Genomic DNA, 16547 nt, shown 5'->3' with positions numbered 1-16547 from the left:
GGAAGGGACGCCGGGGACGGAGGCTACTGGGCCGCGCCCACCGTGACGTCGAGGTCCTGGGACTGGCCGTTGCGGAGGACCGTCACCTTCACGGTCGAACCGGGCGCCTGCTCGTGGACCGCCGCCGTGAGCTCCGAGGCATCACCGATGGGGCGGCCGGCGAACTTCGTGATCACGTCGCCCTGGTGGATGCCCGCCTTGTCGGCTGCGGAGCCGGAGGTCACCGACACCACCTGGGCGCCCGTCGAGAAGGCCGAGCTGGTCCCGCTGGCGGACTGGGACTGGACCGAGACGCCAAGCTGGCCGTGGGTCGCCTTGCCGTTGGCGATCAGCTCGTTGGCGATGCGGTGCGCGTAGTTCGCCGGGATGCTGAAGCCGACCCCGATGTTGCCCGACTCCGAGCCGGAACCTGAGCTCGACCCCGTGGAGGCGATCGCCACATTGATGCCGATCAGCTGGCCCTGGCTGTTGACGAGCGCGCCGCCGGAGTTGCCCGGGTTGATCGCCGCGTCGGTCTGGATGACGTTCAGGCTCACCGTGCTCTGGGGCGACTGGCGCTGGGTCTGGCCACCGCCGGGAGGGGCGAACTGGAAGCCCTGGCCGCCATTGTCCTGCGAGTTGTCGCCGCCGTTGGGCGCGGCCGAGGACTGGACGGAGATCGTCCGGCTCAGGTTCGAGACGATGCCGTCCGTGACGGTGCTGTCGAGGCCCAGCGGGGCGCCGATGGCCACGGCGATGTCACCGACGTTGAGCTTGCCCGAGTCGCCGAAGGTCACGGGGGTGAGGTTCGCGCCGTCGACCTTCACGACCGCGAGGTCGCTGAGCGGATCCGTCCCGACCACCGAGGCCCTGTAGACCGAGCCGTTGTTCGCGCGGACCTCGATCGTGGGATTGGAGACCTGACCGTCGAGGGTCACGACGTGCGTGTTCGTGAGAATGTGGCCCTGGTTGTCCAGCACCACGCCGGACCCGGTGCCCGAGGAGTTGCCCGAGGAGACGCCGATGGTCACGACGCTCGGGGACGCCTTCGCGGCAGCGGCGGTCACCGCGTTCACGCTGTCCTGGTTGTTCACGATCACCGGGCTCGAGCCCTGCTGCTGGGATGCGGAGCTGGTGAGGTTCGGGGCCCAGAGGCCGGCCGTTCCGGCCACGACCCCGCCGCCGACCAGGCCCGCCACGAGCATGCCGCCCACCAGCACTCCGGTCCCCCAGCGGGCCTTCTGCCCCTGACGCTGGTTCGCGGGACGGAAGAACGAGTTCCCGGGGTGGCCCTGCTGGCCGTACTGGGACTGGCCGTACTGGGACTGGCCGTAGGGGGCCGGCCCCTGCGCAGGCCCGTAGAGCGGCGCGCGCTGGCCGTACTGCGGTGCCTGCTGGCCGTACTGGGGCGACTGCTGGCCCTGCTGGCCGTACTGCGGCCCCTGCTGGCCGTACTGCGGCCCGCGCTGGCCGTACTGGGGTGCCTGCTGGCCGTACTGGGGCGACTGCTGGCCCTGCTGGCCGTACGGGGGAATGGGCTGGGTCGGCTGGTCCTGATGCTGCGGGCGCTGCTGCGACGGCTGCTGGGACGTGGGGGCCTGCGCGGGCTGTCCGCCCTGTTCCGCCCCGGGACCGGCCGCCGGGGGCGCTGCCGGCTGCTGCACGGGAGCGCCGGCGGGCTCGCGGGGGTCGGGGGCTCCCGAGCCGGACTGCGCCGGACGGGGATCGCTCTCGTTCATCACTGATGTCCTTTCCCTGAACTCCTTACCACTATCGTCCCCCAAGCTGTGCTGGACGCTTCTGTTCTCTGGAAGCTTGCTGGGAGTCCGCCGAAAGTCATCCGTTTCACTCCGGGCGCAACGCCGGGCCCCGAGGCCGCCCGTGCGGCCCACTGCGGGCGCCCCTAGAATCGAGGTACGTGAGACAGCCGCCGGCGGCGCGAGGTGCTGCGGGAGGCTGCCGGACCGGGGCCCGCGCCCCCGAATGTGGCGAAGGAAACAGCGCATGCGCTCGACGGCGAAGACCCTCCTTGCTGGCCTCGTGGCGGCCTTCCTCCTGCTCATTCCGGCCACGGCGCCGGCGTGGGCCACCGATCCGGTGGCGATCCCGTCGGGGACGAACATCGTGGATCCCCAGGGTGCGCTCGGGTCGCGGAAGGGCGAGGTGCAGAAGGCCATCTCCGACCTCCTCTCCCAGCACCGCGTGAACCTGTACGTGGTCATCGTGGACTCCTTCACGAACCCGAGCGACCGGACGGCCTGGGCCCAGGCGGTCGCGAAGAACACGGGCATGGGCGGCTCGGACGTGCTCCTGGCCATCGCCACGTCCGGCCAGTACCAGCTGGTGGCGAACACCCAGAATGCCGCCGTGTACCCGAAGGTCTCGGCCATCGCCCAGAACGCCGTCACCCCGAACCTGGCCGGCGGCAAGAAGGACTACGCCCAGGCGGCCATCGACACCGCCAAGGCCACCGGGGACGCCGCCGGCGGAGGCAATGGGAGCGTCTCCTCCGGCGCGGGGGCGGCCCCGTGGCTCGTCGGCGGCGGGGTGGTGCTCGTCGGGGCCGGTGCGGCCTATCTGGTCTCGCGCCGGCGCAAGCGCCCGTGGGCCCAGGCCCAGGGCCAGCAGGGCTCCGGCCAGGGCGAGCCCGACCCGCTGGCCTCGCTCAGCGTGGACGAGCTGCGCACCCGGGCAGCCGGGCTCCTCGTCCGGGCCGACGACGCGGTCCGCTCGAGCGAACAGGAGCTCGGCTTCGCCGAGGCCTCCTACGGCACAGATGCCGTGGGCAACTTCACCCGGGCCCTCGCGGAGGCCAAGGCCCATCTGGCAGAGTCCTTCAAGCTCCAGCAGCAGCTCGACGACCATGTGCCCGACACCGAGGCGCAGCAGCGGCAGTGGCTCGGCGACATCGTCCACCGCTCGGAGGACGCCATCGCATCGTTGGCCGAGCAGAAGGCGGACTTCGACGCCCTCCGCGAGCTCGAGCGGAACGCTCCGGCGGCCCTCGAAGGGGTGGCCAGGGGCGCCGCCGAGGCCGAGGCGCGCCTCGCGGCCGAGAAGGAGACGCTCGCGAGGCTGCAGGGCGCCTATGCGGAGTCCGCGGTGAAGCACGTGGCCGACAACGTCACGCAGGCGCAGGAGCGCCTCGCCTTCGTCGAGAACGCGTCCGCCACCGCGCGGGAGAAGCTCGGCGCAGGGCAGACGAGCCCGGCGGCCGTTGCCGTGCGGGCCTCGGAAGAGGCCCTCCACCAGGCGCGCGTCCTGCTCGAGGCGATCGGCAAGGCTGCCACGGCGCTCGACGATGCGCAGGCCAAGGTCGGGGCCGCCCTCGCAGACACCCGGGGCGACCTGGCCCAGGCGCGCGCCGTGGCCGGGCAGGGGCAGCACCCCGAGCTCGCCGGTCCGATCGCCGCCGTCGGGGCTGCGCTCGACACCGCCGAGCGCGAGGCCGCGGCGGAGAGGCCGGACCCGCTCGCCCTCCTTCAGCGCATCGAGACGGCCCACACGCAGCTCGACACGGCGCTCACGGGAGTCCGCGACCGGCAGCAGCAGGCGCAGCGGGCCGCGGCTGCACTCCAGCAGGCGATCCAGTCCGCCCAGGCACAGATCAGCGCCGCGGGCGACTACATCGCTGCGCGGCGCGGCGGGGTCGGCACGCAGGCACGGACGCGGCTCGCCGAGGCGCAGCGCAATCTCGACTACGCCCTCTCGATCACGGCGAGCGATCCGACGACGGCCCTCGCGTATGCCCAGCAGGCCAACCTGCTCGCCTCGCAGGCAGCCCAGATCGCCGAGCAGGACGTCGACCAGTTCTCCGGCTGGGGCGGCGGCCCTGGGGGTCGCCGTGACGGCGGCGGCATCGGGGGCGCGATCCTGGGGGGCATCATCATCAACTCGATCCTCAACGCCGGCCACCACGGCGGCGGTGGCTGGGGCGGCGGCGGCTTCGGCGGCGGCTGGGGCGGCGGCGGAGGAGGTGGAGGATTCGGCGGCGGAGGCGACTTCGGCGGCGACGGCGGCAGCTTCTAGGCCGCACGGGGGAACGCAGATGCCTTCCACCCGTGACTTTCAACGAGACGAGAGGGAACACCATGGCAAAGCAGTCCATCTTCGGGCGCATCGCACAGCTGGCCAAGGCGAACATCAACGCGCTGCTTGACCAGGCGGAGGACCCGCAGAAGATGCTGGACCAGATGGTCCGGGACTACACGAACAACATCGCGGAGGCAGAGGCGGCCATCGCCCAGACCATCGGGAACCTCCGGATGCTCGAGGACGACCACGCCGAGGACGTCAAGGCCGCTCAGGACTGGGGCAGCAAGGCCCTCGCCGCGTCCCGGAAGGCCGACGAGTTCCGCGCGGCCGGGAACACGGCCGACGCCCAGAAGTTCGACAACCTCGCGAAGGTCGCCATCCAGCACCAGATGTCCTCGGAGAACGAGGCGAAGGCGGCCGAGCCGACCATCGCGACCCAGAACGAGGTGGTCGACCGCCTCAAGACAGGCCTCGACCAGATGAAGGGCAAGCTCAACGAGCTCACCGCCAAGCGCAACGAGCTCGTGGCCAGGGCCAAGACGGCGCAGGCCCAGACCCAGGTCAGCGATGCGCTCAAGAGCATCGACATCATGGACCCGACGAGCGAGGTCTCGCGCTTCGAGGAGAAGGTCCGGCGCGAAGAGGCGCGGGTGCGCGGCCAGCAGGAGCTCGCCGCCTCGAGCCTCGACGCCCAGTTCAACCAGCTCGAGGACCTGGGCGAGCAGACGGAGATCGAAGCCCGCCTCGCCGCCCTCAAGCAAGGCGGCTCCCCCGCAGCGCTGGGGACCGGGGCGGGTCAGCCTGCCGCGGCCCCCGCCGTCGAGGAGTCGAACCTCGACAAGCTCTGACGAGTGGCGGCGCCGGGCCTGCCGGCTTCGAGGGCATGCAGAGAGGCCCCGGACCTGATGGTCCGGGGCCTCTTCGTGGTTGCGGGGGCAGGATTTGAACCTACGACCTCTGGGTTATGAGCCCAGCGAGCTACCGAACTGCTCCACCCCGCGGCGTGCCTTCAACTCTACCAGCGGGGCGGACGGTCGCCAAATCCGGCCCGGGGCTTCCGCCCCGGGCATCTACTTGCTCGGCGTCGGACTCGGCGCGGGGCTGGCCGTCGACGAGCCGGACGTCCCGCCCCCCGACCCTGCGAGCTTGGCCTCGGCGTCCATGGCCCGCTGTACCGCCGCGCTCAGCTTCTGCTGCGCGTCGCCGTAGGCCGCGAAGTTGCCCGCGGCGAGCGCGGCCTGGCCGTCCTTGATGGCCTGGCTGGCGTCCTGCAGGGCTGCCTGGAGGTCTGTCTGGGCCGTCTGGGACGTCCCCGTCCCCCCGGACGGCTGCGGGCTCGGGGTCGCGCCAGCCTGGCCGTTGTTGCCCGAATCGCCGGCCTTGGCCCCCGAGTTGCCGCCGAAGAGGTCGTCCAGCGCCTTGTCCAGTGTCGGCGCGAAGCCGATCTTGTCGCCGAAGGCCACGAGCACCCGTTGGAGGGTTGGGTACGAGGTCGAACCGGTGGACTTCACGTACACGGGCTGGACGTAGAGCAGGCCTCCGCCCACGGGGAGCGTCAGGAGGTTCCCGTTGAGCACCTCGGACGCACCCTGGCGCAGGAGGTTCAGCGCCTGGGAGACATTCGTATCCGAGTTGAAGGTGTTCTGCACCTGCCCGGGTCCGGGGACCGAGGTGTCAGTCGGCAGCTTGAGCAGCGTCAGCTTCCCATAGTCGTTGCCCTTCACACCGGCCTTGCTTCCGGCATTCGAGTCCGCGGCGAGGTAGCCGTACATGACTTCCCGCGAGGATCCGCCCTCCACGGTCTGCGGGATGAAGCTCGAGGTCAGCTGGAAGGACGGCGTCTGCTGGCCGGGCATCTGCAGCGTCATGTAGTACGGCGGCTGCTTGACCCCGCCGGACTTCACGGTCGGATCGTTCGGCACGCTCCAGACGTCGTTGTTCTTGTAGAAGTCGCCCGGGTCGGTCACGTGGTACCGAGTGAGGAGCTCGCGCTGGACCTTGAAGAGGTCCTCCGGGTAGCGCACGTGGCTGATGAGGCCGGCGGACATGTCGGAGATCGGCTTGACCGTGCTCGGGAAGACCTTCTGCCAGGCCTTGAGCATCGGGTCCTGGGTGTCCCAGGCGTACAGCGTCACCGAGCCGTCGTAGGCATCCACGGTCGCCTTGACCGAGTTGCGGATGTAGTTCACCGTGGCCTGGGGCAGCTGGCTGGCCCGCCCCGCCGCCGTCTGGGAGTCGGCGGTGATCTGCTGGAGCTGCTGCTGCTGGGAGTACGGGTAGTACTGGCTCGTCGTGTACCCGTCCACGATCCACTTCACGCGCCCGTCGATCACGGCCGGGTAGGCGTTCCCGTCGATGGTCAGGTACGGGGCGACCTTCTGGACGCGGTCGCGCGGGTTCCGGTCGTAGAGGATCTGGGAATCCTGGTTCACGCCGTCCGAGAAGAGCAGGTCGGTGCTCTGGAACTTCATGGCGTACATGAGCTTGTTGAAGACGTTGCCCACGTTCGGGCCGCCATTGCCCGAGAACGTGTACTGCGTGTCCCCCGCGCTCCCCTGCGGCTTGTCCTGCTCCCGCGGCTGCGTGCCGGCCGGACCGCCCACGATCGAGTAGTCGGGCGAGTACTCGCCGAAGTAGATGCGCGGCTGGTACGTCGAGTCATTCCCCAGCACCCCGGTCGAGGGGATGCTCGACTCCATGAACACCGGCTTGCCGTCCACGGTGGCCGTATTGCCATAGGCCGCCACGACCCCGTAGCCATGGGTGTAGACGATGTGGTTGTTGTACCAGGACTGCTGGCTGGGCGAGAGGCCCTGCGAGTTGAGCTCGCGCACGGCGATCACAGTGTCCTGGGTCTTGCCGTTCACCGAGTAGCGGTCCACGTTGAGCGAGGGCGCGAACTGGTAGTACGGCCGGTACTGCTCGAGCTGCTGGAACGTCGGGGACACGAGGGTCGGATCGAGGAGACGGATGCTGGCGGTCGTCTGGGCGTCCTGGCGCAGCGCCCCCGGAGTCGCATCGGTCGTGGCCTTGTAGTCCTGCACCTGCACCTTGTCGAGGCCGTAGGCGGACCGCGTCGAGTTGATGTTCCGCTCGAGGTAGGGCGCCTCGGCGCTCTGCTCCGACGGGCGGACCTGGACCTGCTGGATCACCCAGGGGTACACGCCGCCGGCGAGGATGCCGGTGATCACGAGCATGGCGGTGCCGATGAGCGGCAGGCGCCACCGCCCGATGACCGCGGCGACGATGAACAGGACCGCGACGATGGCCGCGGCCACCGCGAGGATGGCCTTGGTCGGGATGACGGCGTTGACATCGGTGAAGAGCGCGCCGGAGACGCGGCCGGAGGAGTCGAAGACCGCGCTGTAGCGGTCGAGCCAGAAGTTGACCGCGATGAGCAGCAGCAGCGCTGCCCCGGAGATCGCCAGGTGCAGCTGCGCCGCGCGGGCCATGTAGACGCCGCTCTCGCTGATGCGGATCGACCCGTAGAGGTAGTGGGTGAGGACGCCCGCGATCCCGGCGATCACGACGACGCCGAGGAGGAAGCCCACCACCGTGCCGAGGAAGGGCAGGGTCATCGTGTAGAAGCTGATGTCGAGGTGGAACTGGGGGTCCTGGACGCCGAACGGCACCTGGTTGAAGAAGAGCGCGGCCTTCTGCCACTGGCTTCCCGCGGCGGCCCCGGCAAAGAGGCCGAACACGATCGGCACCGCAGCCATGACGATGCGCCGGACGGGCTCGAGCTGCTCCTGGTACCGGGCCATCGTGTCGTGGCTCGAGGGGTCGGGGGCGTACACGGGGCGCGTCCGGTACGCGGCGCGCATCACGCCGTAGACCGCCCCGGCCATCACGAGCCCGGCGACGAGGAAGACGGCGGCCCGGATGGCGTTCTGCCGCAGGAAGACCTGCAGGTAGCCCAGCTGCTGGTACCACAGGACGTCCGTGTACACCCCGGAGAAGATGACGAACCCGATCGCGAGGACGACCACGATCACGATCGTCGGGATCAGGGCCCCCCGACGGCGGCGGAGTGCGGTCGGTCTGCCTTCGGGGCGGGATGTCACGGCGTACCTCGTTGCTCTGGGCTCGATTCGTCGGCGCTCGGCTCCGCGGACACGCATGCGGAGCACAGCGCTGCTCCTAGTCAAGCACGCGCGGCGCGTGGCCACAGTTCCCCGTGCCGCGCGGATGCGCGATAACGATTCGGCCTCGGCCGCCCCGCTGTGGACTCCGTCAGCCGGCCGTGCACTGGGGCAGGGAGGCGGGATCCTTGCCCTGGGCATAGGCCTCCACCGCAGAGCGGGCCTCGGCGAGGGTGGATACCTTCACGACCGCGAGGCCTTCGGGGATGTGCCCGACCACGTCGCCGCAGTTGGAGGCGGGCGCCAGGAAGAGGGTGGCGCCGGCGGCGCGGGCGCCGAACAGCTTCTGGTCGATGCCGCCGATCGGCCCGACCGTGCCGTCGGGATCGATCGTGCCGGTCCCGGCGACGTCCTTGCCTCCGGTCAGGTCTCCGGGGGTCAGCTTGTCAATGATCCCGAGTGCGAACATCATGCCCGCGCTGGGGCCGCCCACCCGGTCCAGCTCGATCTGCACATCGAAGGGGAAGCTGTAGGTGTAGCGGATGCCCACGCCCAGGATCCACCGGCCCTGGTTCTGCGTGGGCGTCACCGTGGCGGTCACGGGCGACCCGCCGCGGTCTACTGCGACCTCCACGGGGGCGCCCTTGCCCGCGGCGAGGGTCTGCTGCACCGTCGCGAGGGACGACGCCTTCTGGCCGCCGACGCTGACGAGCCGGTCGCCCACCTTCAGCTTCCCGGACGAGGGCGACCCGTCGGCGATCGAGGCGACGTTGAGCTGCTGCTCGTAGTGGATCCCGAGGGCGCCCAGGGCGGCGGCGACCGAGGTCTGCTCCGAGTCCTGCATGAGGGAGGCGTTCTCGTCCGAGACCTGCTGGCGGGTGGTCCCCGGCGGGTAGACCACCCGTTCCGGCAGGATGCCCTGCGAGTGGTCGAACCACGAGCGCGCGAGGTCGATCAGGCCGACGTCGCTGTTGGGCCCCCCGTTGACGTACACCGTGGTGAGGTCGAGGGATCCGCGGGCAGGGTAGGAGGGATGGCCGGTGATCGAGATGACGTCCTTGCCGCCCGTCTGGCCCAGTGTGTTGTAGGCCGGCCCTGGCGACTCCACGACGTAGGGGACGGGGACGGAGACCACCGTGGCGCCGAGGATGAGCGCGGCGAGGCCTGAGGTCACCGCTGCGAACGTGCGGCCGCTGCCCGCCGCCTTCGGTGGGCGACCCGTGCGGGGCGTGCCCCCGCCGTCGTCCGAGGGGCCCCCGTCCGGCTGCCCGCCGTCCTCGTCGGGAACTGCGGGAGGAGTGACCACGTCTCGCGCCGCCTTCCGGATGCTCGCACCGCCTCGCGCCGCCGGGACCGGACGCCGCGGCCGCCGCGGGCGTCCGCGGCGGCACGCCCCAGCCTACGACGCTGCCGCGCGCGGGCTGCGCAGCGACCGGTGTGCCGACAGCGAAAGGGACTCCGCACCGAAGACACGTCCGCGAGCGCCGCGGTACCGTGAGGATGTCCCCTTCCACCAGCACTGATCGGCGGCACGATGACCACACCAGAGAAGCCCTCGGGCCACGACGACGAGCCCCAGGACCCCCTGTCCGAGCTCTTCGGACGGCTCATGGGCGGTGCGGGCGCCGAGGGATTCGACCCCACGGAGATCGCCAAGGCGGCAGGCCTCCCGAGCGACCCCAACCTCCTGCGCCAGATGTTCGAGCAGGTGCAGGCCATGATGTCGGCCCCCGGCGGCGAGGGCCCCGTCAACTGGCAGCTGGCCCATGACCACGCGCGCCGGACAGCGGCCAGCACGTCGGATCCCTCGGTCTCCGCGGCCCAGAACCGGGACGTGGACGAGGCCCTGCGCCTGGCCGAGCTCTGGCTGGACAAGGCCACCGACCTTCCCGGCACGGGCATCATCGGCCGCGGTTGGTCGAGGGCCGAGTGGATCGAGGCCACCATGGGCACGTGGCGGCGGCTGACCGAGCCCGTGGCGAACAGCATCGCCACCGCGCTCTCGACCGCGCTGAACGAGCAGATGCCCGAGGAGATGAAGGGCATGCTCGGCGGCGCGTCCTCCATGCTCACCAACATGGGCGGGGCCATCTTCGGCATGCAGCTCGGCGCGGCGATCGGCGCGCTCTCGGGCGAGGTCGTGAGCTCCTCCGACATCGGCGTCCCGCTGGTCGACCTCGAGATGGCGCTCCTGCCTGCCAATGTCGTCAAGTTCGGCGAGGGCCTGGGCCTGCCGGAGGGCGACGTCCGGCTCTACCTTGCCGTCCGCGAGGCCGCCCACGCGCGCCTGTTCATGCACGTGCCGTGGCTGCGGGCCCATCTGCTCGGTGCCATCGAGGATTACGCGCGCGGCATCCACATCGACGTCTCCAAGATCGAGGAGCTCGCACACGGCATCGACCCGAGCAACCCGGAGTCGATCCAGGAGGCCCTCCAGGGCGGGGTGTTCATGCCGCAGCGCACGCCCCAGCAGGACGCTGCCCTCGTCAAGCTCGAGACCGCGCTCGCCCTCGTCGAGGGCTGGGTGGACGAGCTCACGGCCACCGCGACCGAGGGCGTGCTGCCCTCCGCGGCGGCGCTCCGCGAGGCCGTGCGGCGCCGCCGCGCCACGGGCGGGCCGGCCGAGCACGCCTTCGCTTCGCTCGTGGGCCTCGAGCTGCGGCCGCGCCGCCTGCGCGATGCCGCCACGCTGTGGAAGTCGCTCGGCGACGAGCGCGGGATCGCCGGCCGGGACGCTATCTGGAAGCACCCGGACCTGCTCCCTACCCCCGAGGACCTCGACGACCCGCTGGGCTTCTCCGCGCGGCGCTCCCAGGCAGAGGCCCAGGACTCGGAGGTCGACGAGGCCCTGGAGAAGCTCCTCGCCGGCGGCTTCGACGCACCCTCGGAGTCCCCTGACGCCGCCGGCGCCGGAGAGCAGGAGCAGGAGCAGGGCGACGGTCCCGAGGACGGGACGGACGACGGCGGCACTCCCCCGGGCGCGCCCCGCGCCTAGCGCTGGGCCCGACGCCCGGGCCGGCCGCCGCGGGCGGGGGGCCAGGACGGACTCGCCGCAGGCATACGCCGGGAGCCGGCCGCACCACGCGGCCGGCTCCCGGCGTATCAGTCGACGCCTTCGGTGATCTGGCCGAAGGGGACGGACTCGTCCAGATGGGCCTGGAGCTCGTGCGGCTCGTTGAGGACCACGTGGACCCCGCACGCGGCGTCGGCGGCCGACTGGAGCAGCACGGGGCGCACCGTGTCGATGAACTCGGCGCTGCGGCCCTCGAGGTACTTGACGTAGCTGGCTGGAAGCTGGCTCATGGCGCGATTCTAGGCGTCTTCGTCGTCATCGATAAGGTCCCAGCCCCCGCCGTCGCCGGCACCGGCGTCGCCGTCCCGGGCGTCTCCGCGTCCGGAACCGGCGAAGGCCACCCCGGCCAGGAACGCCTTCGCCTCGGCGAGCCTCGGGTAGGCGCCCACGAGCTCCCAGAACTGGGGCCCGTGGCCGGAGACGAGCAGATGCGCGAGCTCGTGGACGATCACGTAGTCCACCACCCACTCCGGCATGCCCTGGAGCTCGTGGGAGAGGCGGATGGTCCGCTGGCTCGGGGTGCACGAGCCCCAGCGCCGGCGCTGGTTGGTGACCCAGCGGATCGACGCAGGCTGGGTCCGGCCCCCGAAGTACTGCTGGGACAGCGCGGCGGCGCGCTCCACGAGCGCCTCGTCCGAGTGCGCCCCGCGGCGGCGCGCGGTGTCCTGCTGGAGCCGCTCGACCATGCGCTCGACCCAGTGCACCTCCTGCGCGCGGGTGAAGCTGGCCGGGATCGCCACGACGGCCGTGCTGCCCTCCCAGAACGCGGAGACGGTCTTCCGGCGCCGCCCCGACCGGCGCACCTCGACCGGCGGCCCGTCCTCGGTCGGCGGCAGCGCCCCCTGGCCCGGGGCACGCCGTCCCTCACGCGCCACGGATCAGCTCCAAGACCGCCTCGCCGTAGCGCTCGAGCTTGGCCCGGCCCACGCCGGCCACCTGGGACAGCTCGTCCAGGCTCGATGGCTTCGCCTCCGCGATGGCGGTCAGGGTCGCGTCGGTGAACACGACGAAGGCCGGCAGATCCGCCTCGCGGGCCTGCTCGAGGCGCCACGCGCGCAGCGCCTCGAAGGTCGCGTCCTCGTAGGTGGGCGGGCAGCCGGAGCAGCGGCCGACCTTCCGCTCGGCCCCCGTCGAGAGGATCGTGCCGCACACGCGGCAAGTGGTGGGCCCCTTGAGCTCACGGCGCTTGCGGGGGCTGCGCTCGGCATGCGAGGACGTCGAGCCCGCGGGCCGCAGCCCGTCGAGGAAGCGCGAGGGACGGCGGTGGGCCCGGCCGCCAGGGGTGCGGGACAGGGACCAGGACAGGTGCAGGAACTCCCGGGCCCGGGTGATCCCGACGTAGAGCAGGCGCCGCTCCTCGTCCACGGTCACGGGCGTGTCGGCGAAGGAGATCGGCACGAGGCCCTCGCTCAGCCCCACGAGGAACACGGCGTCCCACTCGAGGCCCTTCGCGGCGTGCAGCGATGCGAGCGTCACGCCCTGGACGGCCGGCGCGTGCTGGGCCGTGGCCCGCTCCTGCAGCTCGGCCACGAACTCGGGCAGCCCGAATCCCTCCCCCCGCGCGGCGGCGAGCTCGTCGGCGAGGGCCACGAGGGCGGCGAGCGACTCCCACCTCTCGCGCGTGGCGCCGCCGCCCGTGGGGGCCTGTTCGGAGTAGCCCAGCGAGGAGAGCACGTCGCGCACCCGCTGCGCCATCGGCACGCCGTCGTCCGCCTGGGCGCGGGCGGCCCCGCGGAGCTGCAGGAGGCCGTCCCGGACCTCGCGGCGGTTGAAGAACCGCTCGCCGCCGCGCAGCTGGTAGCCGATACCGGCCGCGCCGAGTGCCTGCTCGAACGCCTCGGACTGGCCGTTGGTGCGGAAGAGCACCGCGATGTCCTTGGGCTCGGTCCCGGCCTCGACGAGGGCGGCGATCCGGCGGGCGACGGCGCTCGCCTCTGCCTCGTCGTCGGCGCACTCGGCGAATTCGGGCTCGGGCCCGCTGGGCCGCTGCGCGATGAGGTTCAGCGGCTTCGCCCACCGGGCATCCGCGGCGGGTCCGGCGGGGCGACGGGACGCGAGCAGGTCGTTGGCCAGGCGCACGACCTGGGGGGTGGACCGGTAGTCCCGCACGAGGCGGATCATGGCGGCGTCCGGGTGGCGCTTGCCGAACTCGAGCAGGTGTGTGCTCGTGGCGCCGGTGAACGAGTAGATCGTCTGGCTCGCGTCGCCGACCACGCAGAGTTCCTCGCGGCCGCCGAGCCACAGCTCGAGGAGTCGCTGCTGCAGCGGGGAGACGTCCTGGTACTCGTCGACGACGAAATGGCGGTACTGCTCGCGCACCGTGGCGGCGACCTTGGGGTCCTCCTGCAGGATGCCGACCGTGATGAGGAGGACGTCCTCGAAGTCGATGAGGTTCCGGTCCACCTTGACGTCCTCGTACGCCTCGAAGAGCCTCGCCACGGTGGCCGGCTGGAGGCCGCCGGGCTCGCCGCGGCCCGCGGCGCCCTCGAGGTAGGTCGACGGTGTGAGCATCGAGACCTTGGCCCACTCGATCTCCGAGGCCAGGTCCCGGATCGCGGCCCTGTCCACGGTGAGGCGCAGGCGGCGTGCGCCCTCGGCGATGGCCTGGGCCTTGTGCTCGAGGAGGCTCGGGAGCGAGCCCCCGACGGCCTGCGGCCAGAAGTACTGCAGCTGGCGCAGGGCGGCGGCGTGGAACGTGCGCGCCTGCACGCCCCCCACGCCGAGGTCGCGAAGGCGGCTGCGCATCTCGGCGGCGGCCCGCGCGGTGAACGTGACGGCGAGGAGGCGCTGGGGCGAGTAGACGCCCGAGTGGACGCCGTAGGCGATGCGGTGGGTGATCGCGCGCGTCTTGCCTGTGCCCGCCCCTGCCAGGACGCAGACCGGCCCCTGGAGGGTGGTCGCGACCTCGCGCTGCTCCTCGTCGAGGCCGCCGAGGAGCCGCTCCTCTAGCGTCCCGCCCGCGGCATGGGCGGTCTCGGCCCCGCTCACTGGGCCGCCGCCTCCGGTTCGGCGATGGGACCGCCGAACCACCGCTCGATGAGGGCCCGCGAGATGGACAGCCTGCTCGGCAGGTCGATCTCCCCCGAGCCTGCCGCGGCGGCCAGCTCCTCGCGGCTGAACCAGCGGGCGCGGAGCACCTCGACGCCGTCCGGCTCGGCGACCTCGTCGAGCGTGCGGGCGGTGAAGCCGAGCATCAGGGAGGCGGGGAACGGCCAGGGCTGGGACCCGAGGTACTGGCACTCGGCCACCCGGACACCGACCTCCTCGAGGACCTCGCGGGCCACCGCCTGCTCGAGGGATTCGCCCGGTTCGACGAAGCCCGCGAGGGTCGAGAACATGGTCGAGCGCATGCGCGCACCGGTGGCCAGGAGCACACGGTCGCCCGGGCCGACCACGGTGACGATGATCGCGGGGTCCGTGCGGGGGAAGTGCTCCGAACCGTCCTCGGGGCACTGGCGCACCCAGCCGCTCTGGATGACATGGGTGCCCGCGCCGCAGCGCGGGCACCGCGGGTGGGAGGCATGCCAGTTGGCGATGGCCGTCGCCTCGAGAAGGATGCCCGCCTCCACGACGTCCAGCCCGGGCCCGGACTCGCGGAACCCGGCCCAGTTCGTCTCCTCCGGCAGCAGCCCTGCCCCCTCCTGCGCCGGCTCGGACATCACTGCGGAGACCGGCTCGACCGGCTCGTCGAGGACCACGAGGACGATGTCGGAGCCCGGGGCCGCGTGCGGGGTGGTCCGCTCCTGCGGCAGCCGGCCGAGGTAGACGACCAGGCCTTCGAGCCATTCTGCGGGCAGGGACCGCGCCGACAGGAAGGCGAGGTGCCCGCCGTCGTGCGCGGCCCGCCGCTGCGAGTAGAGCACCGCGAGCGTACCCGGCTGGCGCACGAGCTGGCCGAGGAACTCAGGGTCGGCGCGGTCCGCGGACCTGCGGTCGAGGGCTTCTGCGGCCGCGGGCAGGAGTCGGTCGGCGAGCAGTCCGGCGGCCGGCCCCGGCCCGTCGAACGCCGAGAGCGCGGCGCCGGCGGTGGCAGGGGGCTGGGGAAGGGGGAACGGGCCGGAAGTCATATCCACTACGGTACTGAGCCGCTCCGACACTCGCACAACCGGCGGGGCACCGGTTCGGCGTGGGTCCGTGCCCGCGGGGGCGCAGCGGGCTAGCGTGGAGAGGGTGAAACGCACTCCGCTCGAGCTGGCTGCCATCGCTACCGCTGCCGTCCCCGGACTGCAGCCGACCGCCGTGGCGGCGTCCCCGGACGACGCCACCGACTTCGACGCGGCGCTCCTGGAGACCGCCGACGGGCGTGCCTGGCGCATCCGCTGCCCGCGCGGCACGGAGGCCAGCGCGCGGCTCGAGACCGAGATGACGGTGCTGCGGGCCTTCGACCCTGCCGTGCGCGCCGAGCTGCCGTTCCAGATGCCGGCGGTCGCCGGCACGGTGCGCATGGACGGGCTCACCACGTGCGTCTACACCAACCTCACCGGGGCGGTCCGTGACCTCGACTCCCTCGCCTCGGGCAGCGACCGGCTCGCACGCGAGATCGGGACGACGCTCGCCGCCATCCACGGCCTGCCTCAGGAACTCGTCGACAGCGCCGACCTGCCCTCCTACACGGCCAACGGATTCCGGCAGCGGCGCCTCAACGAGCTCGACCAGGCGGCAACGACGGGCAAGATCCCCGCAGTGCTCCTGCGCCGGTGGGAGCAGGCCATGGAGGACGTGACCCTGTGGCGGTTCAACCCGACGGTGGTCCACGGCGACCTCCACGAGGACAACCTCCTCATCGACGATGACCGCGTCACGGCCGTGACCGGCTGGACCGACCTCCGGATCGGCGATCCTGCCGATGACATCGCCTGGCTCGTCGGATCGAACGAGCCGCGGTTCATCGATGCGGTCCTCGCCGCCTACCACGAGGCCCGCAAGGAACCGGTGGATCCGCAGCTCGCACGCCGCGCAGCCTTGGCGGCCGAGTTCGCGCTCGCCCAGTACCTGGTGAAGGCCCTCGCCCTCGGTGACCGAGAGGTCGCGCGGGACGCGGAGGCGATGCTCGCCGAACTGGCTGCCGACATCGAGGCCAGCGAGGCGTCAGAGGCCGCCGCGTCGGCGGCCATGCCGCCCGGAGACGGCGCGAGCGGCGACGCCCCCGGGGCCTCGGACTCCGACAGCCCGGCCCCGAGGGCACAGGCCCCGACCGGTCGCGACTCGGACGGCCGGGCCTCGGAGGGTCGGGCCTCGGAGGGTCAGCTGCCGGCGGCCGAGGGACCCCGCGCGGCGGACCCCGCCCCGGCGACCGATGCGATCCCGCTCATCACGGACGGCCGCCGCGAGGGCTGACTCCCCCCGACGGGATGGCGGCCCAGTCAGCCCAGCGCGGC

General features: G+C 72.1%; 11 protein-coding genes and 1 tRNA gene. 4 read left to right on the top strand and 8 right to left on the bottom strand.

The window, feature by feature from the left end:
* Positions 1 to 23 precede the first annotated feature (23 nt).
* Positions 24 to 1718 carry a S1C family serine protease gene (locus tag ACYVKZ_RS04610; protein ID WP_460990876.1) on the bottom strand — a complete coding sequence of 565 codons (1695 nt, stop codon included), beginning with the start codon at positions 1716 to 1718 and terminating at the stop codon, positions 24 to 26.
* Positions 1719 to 1983: 265 nt separating this feature from the next.
* Here ACYVKZ_RS04610 and ACYVKZ_RS04605 point away from each other — a divergent pair, with 265 nt between their 5' ends.
* Positions 1984 to 4008 (top strand): TPM domain-containing protein, encoded by a 2025-nt coding sequence (locus ACYVKZ_RS04605; RefSeq protein WP_460990874.1) that lies wholly within the window; start codon positions 1984 to 1986, stop codon positions 4006 to 4008.
* Positions 4009 to 4070: 62 nt separating this feature from the next.
* Positions 4071 to 4862 (top strand): PspA/IM30 family protein, encoded by a 792-nt coding sequence (locus ACYVKZ_RS04600; protein ID WP_460990872.1) that lies wholly within the window; start codon positions 4071 to 4073, stop codon positions 4860 to 4862.
* Positions 4863 to 4938: 76 nt separating this feature from the next.
* Here ACYVKZ_RS04600 and ACYVKZ_RS04595 read toward each other — a convergent pair.
* From ACYVKZ_RS04595 to ACYVKZ_RS04585, 3 genes are all read right to left on the bottom strand, one after another.
* Positions 4939 to 5015 (bottom strand) — tRNA-Met (locus tag ACYVKZ_RS04595).
* A gap of 69 nt (positions 5016 to 5084) precedes the next feature.
* Positions 5085 to 8135: a UPF0182 family membrane protein gene (locus tag ACYVKZ_RS04590; RefSeq protein ID WP_460990968.1), complete on the bottom strand. Its 3051-nt coding sequence runs from the start codon at positions 8133 to 8135 to the stop codon at positions 5085 to 5087.
* Between the two features lie 112 nt (positions 8136 to 8247).
* Positions 8248 to 9402 (bottom strand): YlbL family protein, encoded by a 1155-nt coding sequence (locus ACYVKZ_RS04585; protein WP_460990870.1) that lies wholly within the window; start codon positions 9400 to 9402, stop codon positions 8248 to 8250.
* A gap of 228 nt (positions 9403 to 9630) precedes the next feature.
* On the opposite strand from ACYVKZ_RS04585, the gene ACYVKZ_RS04580 reads away from it, so the two are divergent.
* On the top strand, positions 9631 to 11091 hold the full coding sequence (locus tag ACYVKZ_RS04580; RefSeq protein WP_460990868.1) for a zinc-dependent metalloprotease: 1461 nt from the start codon (positions 9631 to 9633) through the stop codon (positions 11089 to 11091).
* Between the two features lie 107 nt (positions 11092 to 11198).
* Here ACYVKZ_RS04580 and ACYVKZ_RS04575 read toward each other — a convergent pair whose 3' ends face one another.
* Genes ACYVKZ_RS04575 through nudC form a run of 4 tightly spaced genes read right to left on the bottom strand, consistent with a single transcriptional unit; the run spans position 11199 to position 15236 of the window.
* On the bottom strand, positions 11199 to 11399 hold the full coding sequence (locus ACYVKZ_RS04575; protein ID WP_307003982.1) for a hypothetical protein: 201 nt from the start codon (positions 11397 to 11399) through the stop codon (positions 11199 to 11201).
* A 9-nt stretch (positions 11400 to 11408) separates the two neighbouring features.
* Positions 11409 to 12044 (bottom strand): M48 metallopeptidase family protein, encoded by a 636-nt coding sequence (locus ACYVKZ_RS04570; RefSeq protein WP_460990866.1) that lies wholly within the window; start codon positions 12042 to 12044, stop codon positions 11409 to 11411.
* On the bottom strand, positions 12034 to 14157 hold the full coding sequence (locus ACYVKZ_RS04565; RefSeq protein WP_460990864.1) for an ATP-dependent DNA helicase UvrD2: 2124 nt from the start codon (positions 14155 to 14157) through the stop codon (positions 12034 to 12036). Before ACYVKZ_RS04565 ends, ACYVKZ_RS04570 begins: the two co-directional genes overlap by 11 nt.
* Positions 14154 to 15236, bottom strand: coding sequence for an NAD(+) diphosphatase (gene nudC, locus ACYVKZ_RS04560; protein ID WP_460990862.1), 1083 nt, complete (start codon positions 15234 to 15236; stop codon positions 14154 to 14156). Before nudC ends, ACYVKZ_RS04565 begins: the two co-directional genes overlap by 4 nt.
* A gap of 103 nt (positions 15237 to 15339) precedes the next feature.
* Between nudC and ACYVKZ_RS04555 the strand changes: the two genes are divergently transcribed.
* Positions 15340 to 16506, top strand: coding sequence for a phosphotransferase (locus tag ACYVKZ_RS04555; RefSeq protein WP_460990860.1), 1167 nt, complete (start codon positions 15340 to 15342; stop codon positions 16504 to 16506).
* The last annotated feature ends 41 nt before the right edge of the window (positions 16507 to 16547 follow it).

This window comes from Sinomonas soli (assembly GCF_054782415.1).
The sequence above is the reverse complement of the archived record's forward strand: the minus strand, read 5'-3'. Positions and strand labels throughout refer to the sequence as shown.